This window comes from Pseudoalteromonas sp. NJ631 (assembly GCF_000276645.1).
Classification (GTDB): domain Bacteria; phylum Pseudomonadota; class Gammaproteobacteria; order Enterobacterales; family Alteromonadaceae; genus Pseudoalteromonas; species Pseudoalteromonas piscicida.
Window position 1 is genome coordinate 873,161 of the sequence record NZ_AKXJ01000001.1, and the last position, 23,255, is coordinate 896,415.

The following is a 23,255-nucleotide window of genomic DNA, read 5'->3' on the forward strand; positions in this document are numbered from 1 at the left end:
TTCTATGCTTGTCCCGCGTGATACCTACCAGTATACATGGACTGATAACCAAGTGTAATTCTCACCGAAGACATCTTTACCCAAGGTTAATTTAGTTTCGACTTGCTTGCTATAGGCTTCACCAATATGTGCCAGCTCAAACTCGTAGCCACGCTCGTACTCTGCGCCAAGCTCTCCAAGTTCATTCAAATAATTACTCTCATTATCGATAACTGAAAGCTTAGCTCTCCATAATGAACGATAATCTGATTGGTAAGTACCTTCTAAAACGTGAATTTGCGTCGGTGCACCATCATCGAACTGGCGATGGTTTGCAGCAAAATGCCCAACGCCAAATCCGTCGATTGTATTGCCATAAGTATCGTAAATTTCGTTTACATACCATAAGCTTTCCATATCAGTAAACTCATAGCGTAATGAAGTCGTTGAAGTCAATTGAGGGAGAAAAACACCAACATTAACAACCGTATTACCGAACAAATAGTTTTTATGGTTATTGCTATCCTCACCACCGTATTCTAAATACCATTGTGCTTGAGTGCCGTAATTTGTGGTAAAGCTGGTCGTGATAGTTGCCCATTGATCGCCCAGTTCATCATCTTGAGTGAGATCACCTATCTTATTATCGTTTCCAACAGGGTCAAAATATGCCTTAATAAAGTCCTTAAAATCTACTTTCCTAGGTCCGCCTCCGAATTGCATGACTCTGTTTAGACCGATTTTCCATCCAGCTAATGGCTCTATACTAAAGTGACTACCCGCTATTTTAGGTGTTCCATCGTGAAGCGTGCCTTGAAAACGAATTCCGTCATGGACTTTCTCAAGTTCAGAATAAAACAGTTCAAAATCGAAGTTCCACCAATTTCTAATAGGCACAACTAAACCCAAAGAAGCTGATAATGAAGGTCTCGCGTTATTAGAATATACTTGAGCCGAATGCTTAAATGGTGAAAACCAATGTTCTTTATATCCTAAATTAAGCTGCAAGTTGCCGTAGGACATGCCATAAAAAGTATTGTATGGAACAAGTTTGTTTGCATCTACTCGATACTCAGCACCGATCTGTAAAATGCTTGATTCGCTTCCACGCCAAACACCACCGAGCCCCAATTCAGCATATTCACCACTGTAATTACCTCTGTCGTTGGCTATTTGCTTTTCTTCACCGCTATCAACACGAAGTGTTATTGATCTTTGCGTCAACGCATCGTCCTGCAGATAAGGTGCAATCCCCTGACTAATACTCTGCTGTAATGTGGCGTCAATATGCCTAAGTTTCATCAAATGCATCTTGATTTCACTGATACGGTAAGGCTTTGCCATAGGCGTACCAACGGTCAACGCAAACATTTTATCGATTTGATATTCCAACAGCGGATCTTGTCCAATGGGTAAATAAGCTGTGGGGCTCGCAAAAGCGAGATTCGAAGCCAATAAACTACAGCAAGCGAGTACTCGAGCTAAATTCATTTTGTTATTCCATTACTTTTTAATGCGCTAAATACTACCAAACCAAAAGCCCATAGGCATCTGTTGAACTGTGTAAAATTGTGTTGTTCATTCAATTTCGCCTTGGAACAAGGTAAAATACTGATTTTTGAGCTTAAGCGACTCCTATGGCGCGCCGACTATATTCCTTATTATTGCTAGTATTAGCACCTATTTTATTGAGTTATCTGTATTTTATTCGAGGTAGGAAAAATCCTGACTATCGAACTCATTTTACAGAGCGCCTCGGCTTTAACCTAAACAAGCTTCCACCACATGCTGTTGTGATCCATTGCGCCTCCGTAGGGGAAGTGCTTGCAGCCACACCTCTCATCAAATCAGTACTTAAAGAACAAGCTGCAACTCCAATCATTGTTACTTGTAACACCCCGACAGGTAGAGAAGAGATAACAAAAGCTTTTCACAGCAATGTCCAAGTACATGTCTGTTATTTACCTATCGATTTTGCTTTTGCGGTCAGAAAATTTTTCAATACCTTGAAGCCCAAGCTCCTTATTGTGATGGAAACTGAGCTGTGGCCTAATCTCTTTCATTATGCCAAGCAAAACCAATGTAAAACCTTGGTAGTCAATGCCAGACTCTCTGAAAAGTCATACCAAGGTTATAAAAAGCATGCTTGGTTAACCAAAGGCTTAATGAGCAACATAGATCTGCTTGCAGCCCATAATGAAGAAGACGGTGAGCGTTTCATCAAGCTCGGGCTTGTTCAATCTAAGCTTCACATTACCGGCTCAATCAAGTTTGATATTTCAGTCACTGAAGAAGAAATTGCAAAGGCAAGACAATTCCGAATAGGTTATCCCGAGCGGGTAATTTGGCTTGCAGGATCTACGCATCCTAAGGAGCATGAGCAAGTCATTGCCGCACATCAGCGAGTATTAAAGCAGGTAAGTAATGCGTTACTTATTATCGCGCCTCGCCATCCCGAACAGTTTCAAGCAGTTGCTGACTACCTCAATGAGCAAGAGATCGCTTTTACCAAAAAGAGTAGTAACAGCATAAACACAGAAGCCTCGGTCTTGTTAGCAGATACTTTAGGGGAATTAAAGTGGCTATTTGGCGGTGCCGATATCGCCTATATTGGTGGTAGCTTGATTGAACGCGGCGGTCATAATCCACTAGAAGCGGCAGCTCATGGTGTACCAATATTAACCGGTCCACATACCTATAATTTTGCGCATATATATCCTCAACTTATCGCGCAACAAGGTGCCATCGTAGTCGATGATGAGGACAAGCTTGCCGCTGAAATTATTACGCTATTTGAAGATAAATCGCTTCGAACGCAAATAGGTACTAACGCTCAATCGGTACTAGTTGAAAATACCGGAGCTATTGCTAAAACCATGAAACTAATCAATAAGAGCTTGGAATAATTCATGAATACAGTCATCTCTACAATGCAAAACTGGGTTAGCCAAGTCATTGTAAAATACAACTTTTGCCCGTTTGCTCGACAGGAAGTTGAAAGTAACAGCATTCATTATTTCGTGTCTCAAGCGATAAGCCACGACGATGCCGTGATGGATATGTTAGAGCAGTGCTCAGAGTTAAACCATGAGCCAGAGCGAGAAACAACGCTAGTTATATTTGATAAAGGTTTTAGCAATTTTGACGACTTTTTGGATCTCGTCGACCTAGCAAACGCTTTATTAGTAGCGCAAGGGTTTGAAGGCACTTATCAAATTGCCACTTTTCACCCAGATTATGTTTTCGCTGATAGTGATGAGCATGACGCAGCAAACTACACTAACCGCGCGCCCTACCCAACACTCCACTTGATCCGCGAAGAAAGTATGGCTCAAGCATTAGCAGAGTATGACGATCCCGAGCAGATCCCAGAAAATAATATTCGCCTCGCAAGGCGTAAAGGGGAAGCGTTTTGGCAGCATTTGCTTCAGCAATGCCACAAAGCTAAATGACCTAAGCTTCGGATAAATAGTCAAAAGGCTGGTTTAGCCAGCCTTTTCTTGTAAGATTTTTGAAGTATTACTTTTTCACCCAGCTGCCATTGACTTGAATATAATGGCCTGAATGCGTTTTGTTATACGCTTTTTTAGCAGCTAAAGCTTCCACTTGCTCAAGTGTAATACCGTTCTTTTTCGCTAATTGCTGGTATTTTTCTTTGCGCTTTTCATTCACTTCATCAACTAGCTGCTGTACACCTTGGCCATTTTTAACCACACCAAGATAGCCCGATGTAGTCTCACCAACTAAACCCTGTGATTTAGCATCGTCAATGGAAATTGCGAATGCGGCGAAGCTCATACTGAGCCCAATAATTAGGGTAGAGATTGCTTTTAGCTTCATAAATCCTCCTTAGAATAGCTCGCTGTCTTCGCTGAATAAATTGTCGAGTTCTTTATCCACTTTCACGCGGATCTCATGATCTACTTTTACATTTAAGTTGATCGTAATAGGCTCTTTGGTTTCTACTTGCACCTTATGAGTACAAGCGCTCAATACCAATAAAGCTGATATCACTAGCATCCATTTCATTCACTAACGCTCCTCTTTATTTAACGCATTTTCCACTTCGCGCGTAATCTCGTCGCTTAAGCGTAGGGCTCGTAATAAGGTAAACACATTTTCTGAGTGTGTATAGTTAAAGTTTACTGGTTGTTGTTGGAGTTTGTTAATTCCTGTAATTTTAACATCTAAGTCCAACCAGCCGTCTTCACTTAAATTTACGCCACTACTCAATTGCTCAATGGTCAACTCGTCAAGTACACCGATCACCGTTTGTAAGCTAGGTTGCTGCTCTTTTAGCGCATTAATTGATGCATTGTTTTCAACCTTTAATAGCCCTTCACCAACACTGTGTATTTTACCAGAGTCAATTCGCACACCCGATGAAGAGAGTTGCACTGGTAATGTCCCTGAGATTAGCCCTTTCAGCTCAACGCCCGCATCATGTCCAGAAGCGGCAATAAGCTCCAAACTCAGTTTATCTAGCGATACCTGAACGACCTGCGGCGTTGGGACCAAACTAACTTCATCAATCTCCACGTTACCGGCAAAAACCTGTGCGTTAATATCTTTCAATTTAGCCACGCCTGCTTCGCTGAGTAGTTGGCCTGTTATTGCTTGAACGATAACACCAGCTCTCAACTCTTCAACACTCAGTGTGGTTGGCTTGAGTTGAATATTAGCTGAACTTAATAGACCAAAGACATCAATCGTTGCATTTTGAATAAGCCGTTCATTAAATAACGCAGAGCCGTTTTGAACGCCCCCATCTAAGGTAAATATACGCGTGGATAAATCCCCTTCGACTACTGCAGAGAAGTTACCATTGCTAATTTTTAAGTTCGGTAAAAGCGCGTCAATATATGGCTGAAGTTGAGTGAGCTGCTGTGTGGGCACATGTAATTGTGCTGGATGTTTTAAGCTTGAATATTGATGCTCAAGCAACGCCTTTACACCATCAATATTAATCACATGTGACGCCATCAATCCGCGGCTTTGCTGCCCTTTGCTGTCAATGCTCACGTTTTTCAAACTGAAATCAGCTAAGTTAACTTCTGCTACCTTAGTATTGCCCGACAAGGTTGAAAAGATTTCTCCGGTCGCGACTGAGCCTTGCCAGTGCAGTGTCTGCGCAAACTCATTCAGTTTATAACTCTGCTGTTGTATCTGTGCACTGGTTAAGTTGAGATTGATATCAAAATCATGTGTAGGCTCAAGCAAAACTCGCCCGCTCAACGCACTCTGTTTTGCTGTTACATTCTCAACACTCAGGTTTTGCAGTTTTGAATCAAGCGTTATCGCAAAACTCATCCCTTCAGGTAAGACTCTGTGTAGTAGATGTCCACTTTTGAGCTTTGGCACATCTAGCTGTGCATGTAAATCAAGCGTCAGAGATGGATTATCAATCACCAAACCTGATGTCGATAACTGGGTTGAGAATATGCTCGGCTGAGCCTCAATTGTAATTAGCTCGGTTGGGTTACCCGATATTTTGAAGCGGCTATTGAGCTCGAGATTCTCAGCAATAACATCTTGTAGTGTAAGCTTTTGAAGGTCAGTTGTGATTTCCCCGCTCATATTAACAAAATTTGGTCGCGCACTCAGCGCCCCAGAGAGTGTATGCGCGCCCCACTTATCATCGAAAAATTCAAGGCGAATATCACCATTGACGAAAGGCTCAGTTAAGTCGACTGCCAGCTCGTTAACTTCAAGTTGTAACGGTTTATCTTTACCCGTCACTTCAAGTAAATCTGTCGCAATTGAATCCGCAGAAATAGTAATTTCTCTCGGTAAATGGACCTGCCAAGTGGTCGGTAACAGTTTACTATATTCAGAAGTAAGACAATCAAGCGCTGATTTCGCTGAAATCGGCTCGGCAAGTGCTACCTTCCCCTGCAGCGTTGCTAAATCATAGCGCCCGGACAAAGCGCCTATATACGCAACGGTACCTTTACATTCAGCCTGTTCAAGCGCCACTAAAGTTTCAAGTTCTAGCTCTGCGTCCATAGCCAGACCATCGAATTCAAGTTGGCTAGTTCCTGAAAGGGCTTGGATCTGAGGAGGTAATAAAGCGCTGAGGTACTCGCCACTAAGGTCAATATTTGCAGCAATACGCTCTGGCTGCAACGTAACTTCTGCATCGATGTCACCTGCTATTACAAATTGATTCAGCTCGGACTCCGAAATCGACACAACTAATGGCTTTGGTAATGGCTCGCCAGATACAGACAGCTTGGCAATATGCGTTTTGGGTCTGGTGATGTCGAGTGGCAATGCAAGGCGCTGTGGCTGAGTTGCATCTGACTTTTTGGGCGGAAGAAGTTGAATATCCGCTTTTTCAATATTGACTTGGCGCATGCTTAGTTGCGCATCATAAAGCTGGGCATTAAAGGCATTTGTCTGCACACATGCTTTTGTAATATGGATACGATTTAGGCCCGACAAACGCCAGTCAAGACAACTGACCTGAAGTTCATTAACTGGTATAAAATGTTTAATGGCCCAGAGCGACAAAGGAACTCTGGCAAGGTAAACACCCACGAAAACACTGAGTATCAACACTAAGCTCCAAAGCCATTTTTTCATTCGTATCCCTAAAATATGATTGGTATTTCCTTTTCAGTGTACCCGATAGATAATTATCGAGCCATGAATAAAAAAGGTCACCGAAGTGACCTTTTTCAAATGTATGTCGCGTTAGCCTACTCGCTTACGCGCATTGCGGAACATACGCATCCAAGGGCTATCTTCTTGCCACTCATCTGGGTGCCAAGAGTTTGCTACTGCTCTGAATACACGCTCAGGGTGCGGCATCATCACAGTTGCACGACCGTCTGTTGACGTCATGCCCGTAATACCAGCAGGAGAGCCATTCGGGTTAGCTGGATACTGAGTGGTTGGATCACCGTAGTTATCAACAAACTTCACAGCAACTGAACCTGAATTCAGTGCAGTTTGTACCGCCGCTTCGCTTGCAAACTCAGCGTGACCTTCACCATGTGATACCGCGATTGGCATACGAGAGCCAGCCATACCATCAAAGAAGATTGACGGGCTTTGCTGTACTTCAACTAAGCTGAAACGCGCTTCAAAACGCTCTGACTTGTTGGTGACAAAACGTGGCCAGTTTTCCGTACCTGGGATCAGCTCTTTTAATGTAGAAAGCATCTGACAACCATTACACACACCTAAGCTGAAAGTATCTTGGCGTTGGAAGAAGCCTTGGAATTGCTCACGTGCTGAGTCATGGAATAGGATTGATTTAGCCCAGCCTTCACCAGCACCTAAAACGTCACCGTATGAGAAGCCACCACATGCCACTAGGCCTTTGAATTGCTCTAGCGTTAAGCGACCTTCAAGGATATCGCTCATGTGTACGTCGATTGCCGCAAAACCAGCACGGTTAAATGCTGCCGCCATTTCGATATGTGAGTTAACGCCTTGCTCACGCAAGATGGCAACTTGAGGCTTCACCCCTTTTGCAATATAAGGCGCTGCGATATCTTCGTTTAGATCAAAGCTTAGTTTAACGTTAAGACCCGGATCTTTGTCATCGAACTTAGCGTCAAACTCTTGCTTCGCGCAATCTGGGTTATCACGTAGTGCTTGCATCTGGTAAGTTGTCTCAGCCCAAATAGTGCGAAGCTCAGTGCGAGTATTTTCAAGTACCGCCTGACCGCCACGAGTAAAGATAACCTTGTCTTCACCGTTTAGCGTACCGATGCGATGTGCAATATCAGCAATACCGTACTCAGCAAATATCGCTTCAACCGCAGCGATATCGTCATTGCGAACTTGTAATACTGCGCCAAGCTCTTCATTAAATAGCACTTCTAAGTCAGTACCTTGCAGCGCATCTAATTCAATGCTCACACCTGTGTGGCCTGCAAACGCCATTTCGGCGGCAGTGGTGAATAGACCACCGTCAGAGCGGTCGTGGTAAGCGATAAGCTTGCCAGACTCAACTAATGCTTGTACCGCATTGTAGAAGCCTTTTAACAGCTCAGGGCTGTCAACATCAGGTGTCTTGTCGCCAAGTTGCTTGTACACTTGCGCTAGGCTTGAGGCACCAAGACGGTTTTGACCAGCACCTAAGTCAAGTAGGAATAGGCTGGTTTCACCCTTATCAGTACGAAGCTCAGGCGTGACTGTTTTGCGAATATCCTCAACACGACCAAATGCAGTGATGATGAGTGATAATGGCGCAGTCACTGACTTTTCTTCGCCATTCTCATCCCACTGAGTCTTCATCGACATTGAATCTTTACCAACTGGGATTGTAAGGCCTAATGCAGGACATAATTCTTCACCAACCGCTTTAACCGCTTCGTAAAGACCCGCATCTTCGCCTGGGTGACCCGCAGCCGCCATCCAGTTTGCCGAAAGCTTAATGTTGTTTAGGCTACCGATATTAGCACCAGCGATATTGGTTAACGCTTCAGCTACCGCTAGACGAGCCGAGGCTCCATAGTTAAGTAGTGCCGCTGGCGTGCGCTCACCCATAGACATCGCTTCACCGTGGTAAGTATCGTAAGTTGCCGCTGTTACCGCGCAGTTAGCAACAGGTACCTGCCAAGGACCAACCATTTGGTCACGTGCAACCAAACCTGTTACGGTTCTGTCACCAATCGTGATAAGGAATGTTTTCTCAGCAATCGTTGGTAGGCGAAGTAAACGCTTAGCTGCATCTTCAAGCTCAATACCCGAAGTATCTAATGCTGTACCCACTACACGCTTTGACTCAACGTCACGATGCATTTTAGGTGGCTTGCCAAGTAATACGTCTAGTGGCAGGTCCACAGGATTATTATCAAAGTGGCTATCAGCTACTGTTAGGTGACGCTCTTCTGTCGCTTCACCAATTACCGCATATTGTGCGCGCTCACGCTTACAAATTGCTTCAAAGCGAGCAAAGTCTTCCGCGGCAACTGCCAGTACATAACGCTCTTGCGACTCGTTACACCAGATTTCGTGTGGTGCCATGCCAGGTTCATCGTTCGGGATGTTACGCAGCTGGAATTTACCACCACGGCCGCCGTCGTCGACAAGCTCAGGGAATGCATTTGATAAACCACCTGCGCCCACATCGTGAATAAACGCTATTGGGTTATCATCACCAAGCTGCCAACATTTGTCGATCACTTCCTGACAACGACGTTCCATCTCAGGGTTTTCACGCTGAACAGAAGCAAAGTCTAAATCTTCGTTTGATTGGCCAGATGCCATTGATGAAGCTGCACCGCCGCCAAGACCGATGTTCATTGCCGGACCACCAAGTGCGATTAGCTTAGCACCTACAGGGATTGAGCCTTTTTGCACATGATCTTCACGGATATTGCCTAAACCACCAGCGATCATGATTGGCTTGTGATAACCACGTACTTCAGCGCCATTGTGGCTTTCTACTTTTTCTTCGTAAGTACGGAAGTAACCCAATAGGTTTGGACGACCAAATTCGTTGTTAAATGCAGCGCCACCAAGTGGGCCATCAAGCATGATGTCTAAAGCATTAACAATGCGTCCTGGTTTACCAAAGTTAGTTTCCCAAGGTTGCTCAAAACCTGGAATACGAAGGTTAGAAACCGTGAAGCCAACTAAACCAGCTTTTGGCTTAGAACCACGACCAGTTGCACCTTCATCGCGGATCTCACCACCAGAACCTGTTGATGCACCAGAAAATGGGGCAATCGCCGTTGGGTGGTTGTGCGTTTCCACTTTCATCAGAATGTGGATATCTTCCTCGTGGTAAGCATATTCGCCGTCTGTATTTGGAAAGAAACGACCAGCTTTAGAGCCAACCATTACCGCAGCGTTATCTTTATACGCCGACAGCACGTTGTCGCTATTGGTTTCGTAGGTGTTTTTAATCATTTTAAACAGCGACTTAGGCTGCTCTACACCATCGATAGTCCAATCAGCGTTGAAAATTTTGTGACGACAGTGTTCAGAGTTTGCTTGAGCGAACATGAACAGCTCGATGTCATTAGGGTTACGGCCAAGCTTTTCAAAGCTTTCTACTAAGTAGTCAATTTCATCATCGGCAAGTGCAAAGCCTTGCTCAACATTCGCAACCGCGAGTGCTTCACGGCCGCCGCCAAGAATATCTACTGAAGACATTGGGCGAGGCGTTTCCGTGCGGAATAATTTAGCTGCATCATCAAGCTCTGCATGAACAGATTCGGTCATGCGGTCATGAAGTAACTGTGCAACTTCGTCGAACTGAGCTTGTGTTAGTTCACCCTCAACATAATAAGCAATACCACGCTCAACACGGTGTACTTGCGTAAGACCACAGTTGTTTGCAATATCTGTCGCTTTAGAAGCCCAAGGAGAGATAGTTCCGATCCTTGGTGTTACCAAGATCAGTTTGCCCTCAGGCTTATGCTCCGTAATAGTCGGTCCATACTTTAACAGGCTGTTTAGCTTAGTTAACTCAGCCTCTGAAAGCTCAGCCGTTAGATCAGCAAAATGCATGAACTCGGCATAAACATTGGTAACTGGTAATTGAGCTGCAGCGCAGGTTTTAAGGATCTTTTGGACTTTGAAATCTGAAAGTGCAGGTGCACCACGTAGGATTAACATAGGTATTTTCATCCGGGGTTAAGGATTGAACGATATCTTTGGGCGCTCATTATAGTGGAAATAGCGCGCGGAATTAACACTAATTTGTCAAAACTAGAAAATATCATGCAAATCTATCATTACCTTAAGTTAATTCGGCTTTTGCAATTATGATTTTGCTGCGGTAAGTTGGGATTTCGAGCGCAAAAGAGAACCTAGGTCATGTTTAAATACGTCTTTATGTGCTTTGTTGTCATCTGTTTAGTTGGGTGCGACAAAGCCCCTCTTAATCAGTTGCAACATGTAAAACAAAATAAGGTATTACGTGTTGGCACGCTCGCGGGTCCGGGAAACTACTACCAAGGCACCACTGGAGAACAAGGGTTCGAATATGAACTGGCGAGTGAATTTGCCAATGAGCTTGGTATTGAATTACACATCGTTCCTTACTTTAACTTAGATGAGTTATTTGCAAGGCTAGATGCTGGGGACTTAGATATCGTCGCCTCCGCGGTGAGCTTCCACCCATCAAGAACAGCGCAATATCGTTTTGGCCCAACGTATAGAATGATCAGTCAAAAGCTCGTGTACAAACAAGGGAGAGAGTGGCCAAGAAACTTTGATGATATTAAAGCGCCAATTACCGTACTTGCACACAGCAATCATGTTATCGCGCTTGAAGAGGCTAAAACAAGCCATCCTCATTTGAGTTGGGAGGTTGTCTCAGATAAAGGTGAGGAAGAACTGCTTCAGGCCATCATTGATGGAGAGATTGACTACACCATTACAGACTCACATTCACTGGCCCTATTTAGACGCTACCACCCGACCGTCAGTATTGCGTTTTCAGTTACAAAAGATGAACATGTGGCGTGGATGATGCGTAACGAAAAAGACGACTCGTTATATGCGTTGCTGCCTGCATTTTTCGCTCGAGTACAACAAAACAACTTTTTGGCCACGCTCGAAGAGAAGTATTTTGGTCATATCGAAGAGTTTAACTATGTAAACACCTTAGCCTTTGTCGAAGCCGTACATAGTACCTTACCAACCTATCTCAAGTGGTTTAAAAGTTATTCGAAACAGCACAATATCGATTGGCGTTTGCTGGCCGCAGTCAGCTATCAAGAATCGATGTGGGATCCCAGAGCTAAATCTCCAACTGGGGTTCGTGGCATTATGATGCTAACGCAACCCACAGCTAAAAAAGTTGGCGTGACAAACCGCCTCAATGCCCAACAAAATATTGAAGGTGGTGCCAAATATCTACGTATTTTATTTGACCGTATGCCTGAAGAAATACAGCAGCCCGATAGTACTTGGCTTGCCCTTGCTTCTTACAATGTAGGCTGGGGCCATGTACGAGATGCACGCAACATTACTGCGGATCAAGGTGGCGATCCGAATAACTGGGCAGATGTTAAAAAACGACTACCGCTACTTACTAAAAAGCGCTACTATCGAAATACAAGATATGGATATGCTCGTGGTGATGTTGCGGTAACGTATGTAGATAATATTCGCCGCTATTATGATGCACTTGTGTGGTTGGAAGACAACGGTGCACTCCTACCTGATAGCAGTAAAGCCTCTTCGCAAACGACTCCGGTTGATAATTCGGACAAAGCCAGTGAAGTCGAGAAGCAACAGTAATTTATATTTACTAAACTGGCTTGATAAATGCTTCAAAAGGTCATAAATCTGTCATAGGCATAGCGTATTTATACTAAATTAATATTTGGGGGCATTACCCCCACCTAATCTCTCACATTCGGAGGTTCTATGTTGAGAAGACGTCGGAATCATCAATTTAAACGTAACACCAAATACACGTCGCCAAATCGCCGTCGTGTAATGATGAAAAATGCACACCGTAAAATGCTCTTGCGCCATCGTATTTTTGCGCTAATTCAAATGGAAGAGCAAAGGGACGCAAAAACAGCCACAGCGGTAGTACAGCCTTAAGTACTACCGTTTTTCAACTTTTTTGCTGCTTTAATCTCTTGGCGTCTGCGCTTAAAAAATGCAGACAGCTTTTCGCCACATACTTCACCCAATACGCCCGATGTAACTTCTAGTTGGTGGTTCAGCTTTTCGTGCTGTAACAAGTTCATTATCGAACCAGCCGCACCCGTTTTTGCATCAGAGGCACCAAACACCACTCGGCTCAAGCGGCTATGAACCAGTAAACCGGCACACATAGGACATGGCTCAAGCGTCACATATAAAGTGCAATCAATCAGCCGATAATTTTCAACGACTTTGCCAGCTTCTCTAATAGCCATCATTTCAGCGTGAGCCGAAGGATCATGACAGGTAATTGAACGGTTCCAACCCGCAGCTATCATTTCACCATCTTTCACTACAACAGCACCGACTGGAATTTCGTTTTCGGCTTCAGCTTTGTCAGCAAATGCTAACGCCATTCTCATCCAATATTGATCATCTTTTACTTCTGACATGATAATTTTATTGTCGTCCTCACCTAAAATGGAGTATATCACCTCCAGCAGAGCTCTGGTTAAGCTGCTATTCTTAAATAATCATAGTCACCATTACAGCTGCTTTTATAAGCAAACTCAGGATGTTACCAACATCTTTTTAATATTTTGCGGACATTATTGATAATTTTCGCAATTTTGCCGTGGCTCACAGGGTTGGATTTACGCTATAATTCGCCGCTTTTTTTATTTCGTAAGCTCAAAAACACACGGGTAGAATATGAAATTTCCGGGACGCCGTAGGCATAAACACTATTTTCCGGTGGAAGATAAAGATCCGCTTATTAACCAGTTACACGCTGATGATCGGCTAAAAAGGAGCTATATCTGTGGTATAGATCAAATCGTCGTTGATATCGAAGCGAAAGTGGATCAAGCTTTTCTTGATGAATTCCACTTACAGCGTGGTATGTCACAAGTGATAGACAATGATGTCACCAACGCCCTTTATGATAGGCTAAAACGTGATGACATGATCGACTATGAATTTGCCGGCGGTACCATAGGTAACACCATGCACAACTATTCAGTGCTAGCAGATGACCGCTCAGTACTGCTTGGGGTGATGAGTGAAAACATAAAGATTGGCAGCTACGCCTACAAATTTTTATGTAACACCTCAAGCCGAGTTGATCTAGACTACTTGCAGCCAGTTGATGGTCCCATTGGTCGTTGTTTTACACTTATCGATGACAGTGGTGAGCGAACTTTTGCTATCAGCGCAGGATTAATGAATCACCTACGTCCTGAGTCTATTTGCCAAACGCTTATCGAAGAATCATCGGCGTTAGTGATCAGCGCTTATTTGATGCGCACGAGTGGCGACGAAACCATGACACAAGCAACGATGCAGGCGGTTGAGTATGCCAATAACGCTGGCATACCCGTAGTATTGACGCTTGGCACTAAGTTCTTAATTGAACAAGACCCCAAATGGTGGGCCGACTTCGTTGCTAAACATGTTGATATCCTTGCAATGAACGAAGAAGAAGGTGAGGCGATCACTGGCTTTAGCGATCCACTTCTCGCCGCAGACAAAGCACTAGACTGGGTTGATTTGGTCATTTGTACCGCTGGCCCTAAAGGGCTGTTTATGGCGGGTTATGTTGATGACAGCTGCAAGCGTGTGACTGAATACCCGTTGCTGCCTGGCGCTATTCCTGAATTTAATCGCTACGAATTCTCACGCGCAATGAAAAAAGCCCAGTGTGAACAGCCGATCAGAGCATACAGCCATACCGCTCCTTATATGGGTGGACCAGACATCATCAAGAACACAAATGGTGCCGGTGACTGTGCCCTTGCCGCTGTTCTGCATGATATTTGTGCTAATGAATACCATAAACTGAATGTACCAAACTCAGCAAAACATGAACAAAGTGCAATTACCTATTCATCTTTGGCACAGATAAGCAAATATGCAAATCGTGCAAGCTATGAGGTACTCGTTCAGCATTCACCAAGGCTATCTCGAGGCTTACCTGAGCGTGAAGACTCACTAGAGCAATCATACTGGGAACAATAACGGTTCTTAGCTTGTTTAGGATTGGTAAAAATAGCGACTACGGTCGCTATTTTTATATCATCTAGTGTGTATATAACTTGGCATCAAAAAATAGCAGTACCAAGTTCGTTGGATAGGTATTCTAATGCCGCGATCCCAGCCAAAGAGTTACCAACTTTATCAAGCCCAGGCGACCATACCGAAATTGTAAAACGATTCGGTACAATAGCGATTATTGCCCCCCCGACGCCAGACTTGCCAGGCATTCCTACTCGATAACCGAAGTCACCTGCTGCATCGTAAAGACCACTCGTAAACAACAGCGAGTTCATTTGTTTGGTTTGTTTTTTGGTTAGTATCCGCTGTTTTGATAAGTTGCAGTAACCCTGACTAGAGAGATAGGAAAATGACTTCGCCAACTCAGTGGTATTCATTTCTATTGCACAAAAATTGAAATATGACCACAACACATCCTCGACTTCATTATTAAAATTGCCAAATGACTTCATCAAATAAGCCATCGCTGCATTTCTATACCTGTGATCATACTCAGACTGCGCCACAACCTTATTAATACACAGCTTATCATTACCAGACATCGCTCTATAGCTTTCTAGCATCGTATGAATTGGAGCAGATAAACGAGAGTACAGCGCATCACAAGTTACAATGGCACCTGCATTTATAAAGGGATTTCTTGGAATGCCATTTTCGAACTCAAGCTGAGTTAAGGAATTAAAAGCAGTACCCGAAGGCTCTTTCCCTACCCGACTCCAAAGCTCGTCACCATAGCGCTGCAATGCTAGCGTCAATGTCATTACTTTAGATACTGATTGAATTGTAAATCTGGCTTCAGTATCTCCAGCACTAAATGTTTCGCCATCTACCGTGTGAAGTGAAACAGAAAATTGCTCTAACGGCTGCTCAGCTAAAGCGGGAATATAGTTAGCAACTTTGCCTTGGCGTAACAACGGTTGAACTCGCTGTGCAGCCTGCTCTAAAATTTCTTGGTAATTTGGCATATGCTCGTAATTAAGGCTAGCTAGGGTGATTGGAGAAGTGTATCAAAAAAGGCCCCGTAGGGCCTGATGTTTATCTGAAACTAAGGTTATTTCAGTTCCATTTCTTGAATAATCTCGTGCGCAATAGGTGGCGTTGTACTCACCGGCTTTTGATGTTTATTGGCTTTTAACTGACCTTTTCGGTGCTTCAAAGCTGCATCCAGCTTTTTAGACGCTTTAGCAATAGCAGGATACATCACTTCGTCTTCACCTTTTACTGATATTCGGCTACCTGCGTAGTTTGTACTTATCTCCGTGTAAAATTGTTTGTGTTCTTTGCTGACGATGATGTCTAGGGATAACAACGACGGAAAATGGTTAGCGATCTTGGCAAACTTTTCATGAACGTGGTTTTTAACAGCATCGGTTACATCTACGTGATGGCCAGATAAATTAATCTTCATATGCAATCCTTCTTTTGCGTTTACCCTTAACAATAGTATTGGCACGATTGCTCGATTTCTCAAGAGCCTTAGCAGAAATTTATTACAAAAATTGGAAGGAAGCTGATTCTAATCAAAAAATAGATTGGTAGAAAAATTACGCGCTAATTAGGATTGTTAGAAAACTCAGGCATAAAAAAAGCCCTAGAAAGGGCTCTTTTCATATTGCGTAAACTTTACAATTAAAGGCCTGCACGCTCTTTGATGACAGCAATCAATGCTGAACCACCGTGGTTTGACTCAGCCCACGCTAAATCTTTACCATCTTCTAACGCGCTTTTTGGAATACTTTTAATAATGTACTCGCCCGAATCGACAGCGTTGCTAGCAATTGCATGTCTAAGTAAGTTGTTACCGTTGCACTGGATTGCATCGTAAACATTACGCATTTTAAGGCGTGATGTTTTCAAAGCGTTACGAATGCGATTTTTATCGTCCGCTGCGATATATTCACATATAGAAAGCGCCAACTGATCGTTTGCACTTACTGGTTTGCTGAAAGAAAAAGCTGCAACAGCGATAGAAGCTGACAGTAGCACGGTAGTTAATTTCATTACACAGACCCTTTAATACTTTATTCGTAGCATATAACTGGCTATATTTTAGCAACCTAAACAATTGTTAGCAAGAAACTCATAGTTTTTTGTTCAGAGTTACGAATTTATAACTATGGTTATTTCTTTCATCAGGTTCGTTACACTCAGTTTCAAGCACTTCCCACTCAGCAACTTGCTCGTAGTCAGGAAATTGAGTATCCCCTTCAACTTCTAAATCGATGAAGGTCAAATAGAGCCGCTGAGCATAAGGCAGAAATATGTCATATATATGACCACCACCAATTATCATAATTTCCTCACAATCCCTAACAGCACTAAGTGCGGCTTCAGGTGAAGCGAGGACTTCAATACCTTCGTGAGTATAGTCAAGATTTCTGGATATCACTATGTTTCTACGACCAGGAAGAGGCCTACCAATAGACTCAAATGTCTTTCGGCCCATAATCACGGGTTTACCTAGCGTAACCTTTTTGAAATGTTGAAGATCTGCAGGCAAGTGCCACGGCATATCGTTATCTTTTCCGATAATACGGTTATTTGCCATCGCAGCTATCATTGAAATTACCACAACGCACCTTTATAGTATTTTAGTATTAGTTTATACACACAATTAGCATGCAAGATGTTTGATTAACCTGAACTCGGGATAAGAAGTAAGTTAATCCACTAAAATCACTAAGCTCAAAAGCGTAGTATCACTCTAGCCAGAAGTTATTTCTTAATACAAGGCAAATTTGTGCGTCAATAGCTGGTCTATTGCAAGCAAATTTAACACAGTAGTAAGAGATAACAGCTGCTAGAGAACAAGTTGTTATCCCGAGTTCAGGTTGATTAGTATATCATCTTCAACACAATTGCGGCGAGAATACTGAGTTGAAGTAATCTACCGCTTAAATAGGCATAAAAAAGGCCCATATATGGGCCTTTTAGAATAAATTCAATGTAACTTAACGCTCGTAAATAACTTCAACATCGTAGTCGTCGTCATCCCAATCATCCCAGTCATCATCGTCGCTCTTATCATTTTTAGTTGCATGTCTGTGATATGTGTCCCACTTAAATTCAACTTCTTCTTGCTGCTCTTCTTCGAATTTATCTTTTGGCATGCTTTCAAGAAGGTTCATGATATCAAAGCACAAAGGTTGCGTATTTAACTTGTTTGCAGCAGAGATCATATAAAAATTTTCTGCGTCTAGCTCTTCAGCAATACGGGCGCATACTTCTTCTCTTTCTTCTTCAAGTAATAAATCCACTTTATTTAGCACTAACCAGCGAGGCTTTTCCGCTAATTTAGGACTGTATTGGTGCAGTTCGTTAATAATAGCGAAGCCATTCTCGACAGGATCACTACCGTCAACCGGCATCACATCAATAATGTGTAATAACACCCGACAGCGCTCTAAGTGCTTTAAGAAACGAATGCCAAGACCTGCGCCGTCCGCAGCACCTTCAATTAGGCCTGGGATATCAGCAATTACAAATGACTTGCTCGCTTCAGGTCTCACAACACCTAAATTAGGTACTAGCGTGGTAAATGGATAGTCAGCGACTTTTGGCTTGGCTGCAGATACACTACGGATAAACGTAGATTTACCAGCATTTGGCAGACCTAACAAACCGACGTCTGCAAGCAGCATTAATTCTAAGCGAAGGTTACGAACTTCACCTTGAGTACCCAGCGTTTTCTGTCTTGGTGCGCGATTAGTACTTGACTTAAAACGCGTATTACCAAGACCATGATACCCACCTTTCGCTACAATCAGCTTTTGTCCATTTTTGGTCAAATCGCCTAAACACTCTTCAGTATCGACATCTGTAACTCTTGTACCAACTGGTACCTTAAGTACTAAGTCCTGACCTTTTTTACCAGTACAATTACGGCCTTGACCATTGGTACCACGCTCAGCCCTGTGAAAGCGTTCAAACTGATAGTCGATAAGCGTATTTAAATTTTCATCAGCCTGCAGGAATACACTACCGCCATCGCCACCATCACCACCGTCTGGGCCACCATCTGGCACAAACTTTTCGCGGCGGAATGAAACGACACCACTGCCCCCATCTCCGGCTTCCGCTCTAATCTCTACTTCATCGACAAACTTCATGGTTTAAACTCTTTAACTCTGTCTGAATTCACTACACCATTATAGCAGCAGCGACAAATCGCTCCTAATACCAATTGTATTAATACGCCTTGATATAGCTAATTTGGTAATTGATGTGCTGAAAACAAAAAACCCCGCCTAAGCGGGGTTTTTTAGTATTTAATACCGATTACTCAGCAACGATGCTAACGTATTTACGGTTTAAAGGACCTTTCTGCTCAAAAACAACTTTACCGTCTGCTTTTGCGAAGATTGTGTGGTCTTTACCGATACCTGCGTTAGAACCAGCGTGGAACTTAGTACCACGTTGACGAACGATGATGCTACCCGCTAGAACTGATTCGCCACCAAAACGTTTAACACCTAAGCGTTTACTTTCTGAATCGCGACCGTTACGAGTACTACCAGCTGCCTTCTTATGTGCCATCTTTCTGTACCTCTAAAAATTAAGCGCTAATGCCAGTGATTTTAACTTCAGTGAACCACTGACGGTGGCCCATCTGCTTACGAGAATGCTTACGACGTCTAAATTTAACAATCTTAATCTTCTCGCCACGACCGTGAGATACAACTTCAGCTGTAATTTTACCACCGTTAACAAACGGTGCACCGATCTCGATCTTTTCACCATCAGCAATTAGAAGTACTGAATCAAATTCAACTGCTGCACCAGTTTCAACGTTTAGCTTTTCTAAACGAATTGTTTGACCTTCAGTCACACGGTGCTGTTTACCACCACTTTGGAAAACCGCGTACATAATTAACTCCGTCTGTGCGCCCTCAAATCGACGCAACTTAATATTCTTCAATAGGGCGCGAAGTTTACGCTAATGCGTATCTTGGCGCAAGAGCAAATTTGAAGAAAGTGAATAAAATTTAGCTCGTATGAGGGCAATCAAATATTTTCCCCTATTCTAGTCAAAAAAATGTCAAAGCCAAGCTCTTTTTTCTCTCAATTCATCAGACAAAAGGCGAATCTATAGTTTACCTAATACAGTTCCAAATGAGATTTCACTGTACCTATTTCACCCATTACGCGACCATTAGAAGCACAAAAAGTAAGCATAAAAACGTTTTTTTATAAGCAACTACGACAATTTATCGAGTCGATGATTTTTTTGTAGTACAATCGCTGAGTTTATTCATTTTCGGTTAATAGATTGGCTCGGAGCGCAATGGATATAAAAACTATCCAAAATTTGGTTGAGCAAGATATGCTTGACGTCAACCAACTTATACATCAACAAATGCAATCTGATGTTGCACTTGTAAAACAGCTAGGTTTATACATTGTAAATAGCGGAGGAAAACGCATCCGCCCAATGTTAGCCCTTTTGGCTGCACGAGCATTAGGTTACGAAGGTGATAAACACATCACACTAGCGACAATTGTAGAGTTTATTCACACAGCAACCTTACTCCACGATGACGTGGTTGATGAGTCATTACTGCGCCGTGGAGAACCGACTGCAAATGCTGAATTTGGAAATGCCGCAAGCGTATTAGTCGGTGACTTTATCTACACTCGTTCGTTCCAGTTGATGGTTGGTCTTGGTAATATGGAAGTCATGCAGATCCTAGCGGATGCAACCAATATTATCGCTGAGGGCGAAGTGTTACAGCTAATGAACTGTAATGACCCAGATACAACTGAAAAGAGTTATATGCAGGTTATCTACAGCAAAACGGCAAAGCTATTTGAAGCTGCAACTTTACTACCCGCTGTAGTGTTAGAGCAATCAGACGAAATTAAAACTGCGCTTAAGCTTTACGGTATGCATTTAGGCACAGCCTTCCAGCTTGTAGACGATATTCTTGACTATAGTGCTAACGCAGAATTGCTGGGCAAGAATATTGGTGATGATCTCGCCGAGGGTAAACCTACGCTTCCACTTATTTATGCAATGCAACATGCAACTGCTCAGCAAACAGCTCAGATAAGAACAGCAATAGAAAGTGGTAATGGGCTTGATTATCTTGAAGATATTTTAGCAACACTAGCCGAGACCAAAGCACTTGACTTCACGATGGCTAAAGCCCAAGAAGAAGCCCAAAAAGCGATTGCACAATTGAGCATTTTACCTGACTCAGTGCACAAAGAAGCACTGATAGGACTTGCTAAACTTTCTGTGGATAGAGAGTATTAATCGTCCCCTAGCCAGTTTATGAGCTATAAAAAGGTCGCTGATGCGACCTTTATTTTTCTGGTGGCCTGTAGCCTTCAATTTCGACTTCTTTATCTTCAAACAAAAAGCCGACCATCTGCTCTTCAAGCATTTGCCTATGCTCAGGATCCATCATATTAAGATGCTTTTCGTTAATTAGCATGGTTTGCTTGTGTTGCCATTGCTGCCAAGCTTCTTTAGAGATGTTATTAAATATACGTTCACCAACTTCTCCTGGATACAGTTGAAAATCCAGTCCAGGCGCTTCCTTTTGTAACTTTTGACAAAATACCGTACGTGCCATGAGTATCTACCTCTTCAATTTTAATCGTGCACTCAATGAGAGTCAGCACCAGTGATAGCGTCAGTTTACCCTATTGCGGTTAATACTTTAACCAACTTTTTAGTCGGCGCAGCAAGCCCAACCTCTGGTGGATTATGAGTATCGAACCACAGCAATTGCTGATCATGCACACAATCTGGCATGCTTTTTACTTCTACAACCACGGGGGTAATAGTTAACTCAAAATGCGTAAAAATATGCACAAAGGGTTCAAGTGTATTTGTACATTCAAGTTTAAGTTCTTGCTGTTTAATAAACGCGTCTAACTCATCTTGCTCTGCAAACTCAAAAAAGCCGAATAACCCCCCCCATATTCCACTCGAAGGGCGCTTCTCCATCAGCACTTTACCATCACATTTAATTATTAAGTGGTGAGTACGCTTTTTTGGTTTCTCTTTTTTGGGTTTAGGGTTCGGAAACTCTTTAACCCGATTATTTTTGAACGCTGAACATTCCTCAACAAGTGGGCAAACATCACAGTTGGGCTTACTTCTGGTACATACGCCTGAACCTAAATCCATCATAGCCTGATTAAACGCTCTTACATCACCGCTTGGCGTGACAGCATCACTCAAAGACCATAACTGATTTTCGACCTTCTTTACTCCGTACCAGCCCTCAACCATATAAAACCTAGCCAGTACTCGCTTAACATTACCATCGAGTATTGGATGATGCTGACCAAGCGCAAGAGAGAGTATCGCACCTGCGGTAGAGCGACCAATGCCCGGTAAGTCCATCACCGCTTCTAATGTTTGTGGGAATTCACTCTTATAGCTATCTCTGATCACCTTTGCAGCTTTATGAAGATTTCTTGCTCTGGCGTAATAACCAAGCCCAGTCCAATGGTGTAACACTTCATCTTCCGGTGCATCGGCCAACGCAATTACCGTTGGGAAGCGCGCCATAAAGCGCTCAAAATAAGGAATAACTGTAGTGACTTGAGTCTGCTGTAACATCACCTCAGAAATCCATACTTTATACGGTGTTTTTCCGAGTTGCCACGGCAGTGTTTTTCTACCATGAAGGTGATACCAAGACACAACTTGCTCACCAAACCACTTAGCTTGTTGCTGGCTAACTTTCATAAACTTGACTAGTACTTGCTACAAAAGCCGCCAGTGTAATCACAATTGCTTTAATAGTCACCACGTAAAATTTCACTCTATACTTGTTTATTGCCAACTGAATGACGATAATGTGCGACCATTTTCACGAGCATAGAAATGACCATGAACGAATCAAGCAAAAGTGCGCTCGAACAGGCGCAGGAAGAAGGCAAGTACATCAGAAAAGTGCGTAGCTTTGTTAAGCGTGAAGGACGTCTTACAAAAGGCCAAGCAGCATCGCTAGAAAAATGCTGGCCAACAATGGGACTGGAACACCAACAAGGTTTGCTAGACTTTACTGAAGTTTTTGGTAACAGCAATGAAGTCGTTCTTGAGATTGGATTTGGTATGGGTAAATCTCTCGTTGAGATGGCAAAAAATAACCCACAACAAAACTTTATTGGCATAGAAGTACACCGTCCAGGTGTAGGTGCTTGTTTGATGGATGCAGATGAGCAAGGCATCACTAACTTACGTGTTTTTGAACATGATGCAGTTGAAATCTTAGCGGATTGTATCGCTGATGGCAGCCTTGCTAAATTACAGCTATTCTTCCCAGATCCATGGCATAAAAAGCGTCACCACAAACGCCGCATTGTACAACTTGAATTTGCTGAAAAAATACGCCAAAAGCTTAAAGTCGGTGGTGTGTTCCATATGGCAACTGACTGGGAAAACTATGCCGAACATATGCTTGAAGTGATGAGTGCAGCACCTGGTTATAAAAACCAGTCGCAAAGCAATGACTATGTTCCTCGCCCAGACTTTAGACCGCTTACTAAGTTTGAGCAACGAGGCCATCGTTTAGGACATGGCGTTTGGGACTTAATGTTCGAGCGTATTAGCTAAACAACCCCTCTTTATAATGGAGCGGCTCATCAGGCTGCTTCATTGCCCATCTATTTGAGTACATTCACTAGGAGCTAGC

22 protein-coding genes are annotated in these 23,255 nt (G+C 43.1%); 7 read left to right on the forward strand and 15 right to left on the reverse strand.

Annotated elements, in window-relative coordinates:
- Positions 1–24: 24 nt before the first annotated feature.
- Positions 25–1,470 carry a capsule assembly Wzi family protein gene (locus A587_RS0104100; RefSeq protein ID WP_017216532.1) on the reverse strand — a complete coding sequence of 482 codons (1,446 nt, stop codon included), beginning with the start codon at positions 1,468–1,470 and terminating at the stop codon, positions 25–27.
- Between the two features lie 146 nt (positions 1,471–1,616).
- On the opposite strand from A587_RS0104100, the gene waaA reads away from it, so the two are divergent.
- Both waaA and A587_RS0104110 read left to right on the forward strand, forming a co-directional pair.
- Positions 1,617–2,885 (forward strand): lipid IV(A) 3-deoxy-D-manno-octulosonic acid transferase, encoded by a 1,269-nt coding sequence (gene waaA, locus A587_RS0104105; protein ID WP_017216533.1) that lies wholly within the window; start codon positions 1,617–1,619, stop codon positions 2,883–2,885.
- Positions 2,886–2,888: 3 nt separating this feature from the next.
- Positions 2,889–3,431: a DUF1415 domain-containing protein gene (locus A587_RS0104110; protein WP_017216534.1), complete on the forward strand. Its 543-nt coding sequence runs from the start codon at positions 2,889–2,891 to the stop codon at positions 3,429–3,431.
- Positions 3,432–3,498: 67 nt separating this feature from the next.
- On the opposite strand, the gene A587_RS0104115 is transcribed toward A587_RS0104110, so the two are convergent.
- The 4 genes from A587_RS0104115 to purL form a co-directional block, all read right to left on the reverse strand.
- Positions 3,499–3,819 carry a YdbL family protein gene (locus A587_RS0104115; protein WP_017216535.1) on the reverse strand — a complete coding sequence of 107 codons (321 nt, stop codon included), beginning with the start codon at positions 3,817–3,819 and terminating at the stop codon, positions 3,499–3,501.
- A 9-nt stretch (positions 3,820–3,828) separates the two neighbouring features.
- Positions 3,829–4,008 carry a YnbE family lipoprotein gene (locus tag A587_RS0104120; protein WP_010374602.1) on the reverse strand — a complete coding sequence of 60 codons (180 nt, stop codon included), beginning with the start codon at positions 4,006–4,008 and terminating at the stop codon, positions 3,829–3,831.
- Positions 4,009–4,011: 3 nt separating this feature from the next.
- Entirely contained in the window at positions 4,012–6,564 is a 2,553-nt protein-coding gene (locus tag A587_RS0104125; protein WP_017216536.1) for an intermembrane phospholipid transport protein YdbH family protein, read from the reverse strand.
- Between the two features lie 111 nt (positions 6,565–6,675).
- Positions 6,676–10,560 (reverse strand): phosphoribosylformylglycinamidine synthase, encoded by a 3,885-nt coding sequence (gene purL, locus A587_RS0104130; protein WP_017216537.1) that lies wholly within the window; start codon positions 10,558–10,560, stop codon positions 6,676–6,678.
- Between the two features lie 201 nt (positions 10,561–10,761).
- Between purL and mltF the strand changes: the two genes are divergently transcribed.
- On the forward strand, positions 10,762–12,192 hold the full coding sequence (mltF, locus tag A587_RS0104135) for a membrane-bound lytic murein transglycosylase MltF (protein ID WP_017216538.1): 1,431 nt from the start codon (positions 10,762–10,764) through the stop codon (positions 12,190–12,192).
- 129 nt (positions 12,193–12,321) lie between these two features.
- Complete coding sequence (locus A587_RS0104140; RefSeq protein ID WP_010374594.1) at positions 12,322–12,504, forward strand: hypothetical protein; 183 nt, start codon at positions 12,322–12,324, stop codon at positions 12,502–12,504.
- Here A587_RS0104140 and tadA read toward each other — a convergent pair.
- Complete coding sequence (gene tadA / locus A587_RS23795) at positions 12,501–13,001, reverse strand: tRNA adenosine(34) deaminase TadA (RefSeq protein WP_010374591.1); 501 nt, start codon at positions 12,999–13,001, stop codon at positions 12,501–12,503. The two genes, A587_RS0104140 and tadA, sit on opposite strands and share 4 nt — an antisense overlap.
- Positions 13,002–13,260: 259 nt before the next feature.
- Between tadA and A587_RS0104150 the strand changes: the two genes are divergently transcribed.
- Positions 13,261–14,565 carry an inosine/guanosine kinase gene (locus tag A587_RS0104150; protein ID WP_010374590.1) on the forward strand — a complete coding sequence of 435 codons (1,305 nt, stop codon included), beginning with the start codon at positions 13,261–13,263 and terminating at the stop codon, positions 14,563–14,565.
- A gap of 83 nt (positions 14,566–14,648) precedes the next feature.
- Here the strand turns inward: A587_RS0104150 and glsB are convergent, their stop codons facing one another.
- From glsB to rplU, 7 genes are all read right to left on the reverse strand, one after another.
- Positions 14,649–15,566, reverse strand: a complete 918-nt coding sequence (gene glsB, locus A587_RS0104155) for a glutaminase B (protein ID WP_010374588.1) — start codon at positions 15,564–15,566, stop codon at positions 14,649–14,651.
- A gap of 86 nt (positions 15,567–15,652) precedes the next feature.
- Positions 15,653–16,009: a ribosome hibernation-promoting factor, HPF/YfiA family gene (hpf, locus tag A587_RS0104160; protein WP_010374586.1), complete on the reverse strand. Its 357-nt coding sequence runs from the start codon at positions 16,007–16,009 to the stop codon at positions 15,653–15,655.
- Positions 16,010–16,230: 221 nt separating this feature from the next.
- Positions 16,231–16,602, reverse strand: coding sequence for a DUF3718 domain-containing protein (locus A587_RS0104165; RefSeq protein ID WP_010374584.1), 372 nt, complete (start codon positions 16,600–16,602; stop codon positions 16,231–16,233).
- Between the two features lie 79 nt (positions 16,603–16,681).
- Positions 16,682–17,173, reverse strand: a complete 492-nt coding sequence (folA, locus tag A587_RS0104170) for a type 3 dihydrofolate reductase (protein WP_026000875.1) — start codon at positions 17,171–17,173, stop codon at positions 16,682–16,684.
- 379 nt (positions 17,174–17,552) lie between these two features.
- A complete protein-coding gene (gene cgtA / locus A587_RS0104175; RefSeq protein WP_010374580.1) occupies positions 17,553–18,710 on the reverse strand; it encodes an Obg family GTPase CgtA in 1,158 nt (385 codons plus the stop codon).
- A 169-nt stretch (positions 18,711–18,879) separates the two neighbouring features.
- Positions 18,880–19,137, reverse strand: coding sequence for a 50S ribosomal protein L27 (gene rpmA, locus A587_RS0104180; protein ID WP_010374578.1), 258 nt, complete (start codon positions 19,135–19,137; stop codon positions 18,880–18,882).
- A 19-nt stretch (positions 19,138–19,156) separates the two neighbouring features.
- Positions 19,157–19,468 carry a 50S ribosomal protein L21 gene (rplU, locus tag A587_RS0104185; RefSeq protein ID WP_010374575.1) on the reverse strand — a complete coding sequence of 104 codons (312 nt, stop codon included), beginning with the start codon at positions 19,466–19,468 and terminating at the stop codon, positions 19,157–19,159.
- 417 nt (positions 19,469–19,885) lie between these two features.
- On the opposite strand from rplU, the gene ispB reads away from it, so the two are divergent.
- Positions 19,886–20,857: an octaprenyl diphosphate synthase gene (gene ispB, locus A587_RS0104190; protein WP_017216541.1), complete on the forward strand. Its 972-nt coding sequence runs from the start codon at positions 19,886–19,888 to the stop codon at positions 20,855–20,857.
- Between the two features lie 49 nt (positions 20,858–20,906).
- Here ispB and A587_RS0104195 read toward each other — a convergent pair whose 3' ends face one another.
- Positions 20,907–21,179, reverse strand: coding sequence for an oxidative damage protection protein (locus A587_RS0104195; protein ID WP_010379401.1), 273 nt, complete (start codon positions 21,177–21,179; stop codon positions 20,907–20,909).
- 65 nt (positions 21,180–21,244) lie between these two features.
- A complete protein-coding gene (mutY, locus tag A587_RS0104200; protein WP_017216542.1) occupies positions 21,245–22,306 on the reverse strand; it encodes an A/G-specific adenine glycosylase in 1,062 nt (353 codons plus the stop codon).
- A gap of 144 nt (positions 22,307–22,450) precedes the next feature.
- Between mutY and trmB the strand changes: the two genes are divergently transcribed.
- Entirely contained in the window at positions 22,451–23,176 is a 726-nt protein-coding gene (gene trmB / locus A587_RS0104205; protein WP_017216543.1) for a tRNA (guanosine(46)-N7)-methyltransferase TrmB, read from the forward strand.
- Positions 23,177–23,255 lie beyond the last annotated feature (79 nt).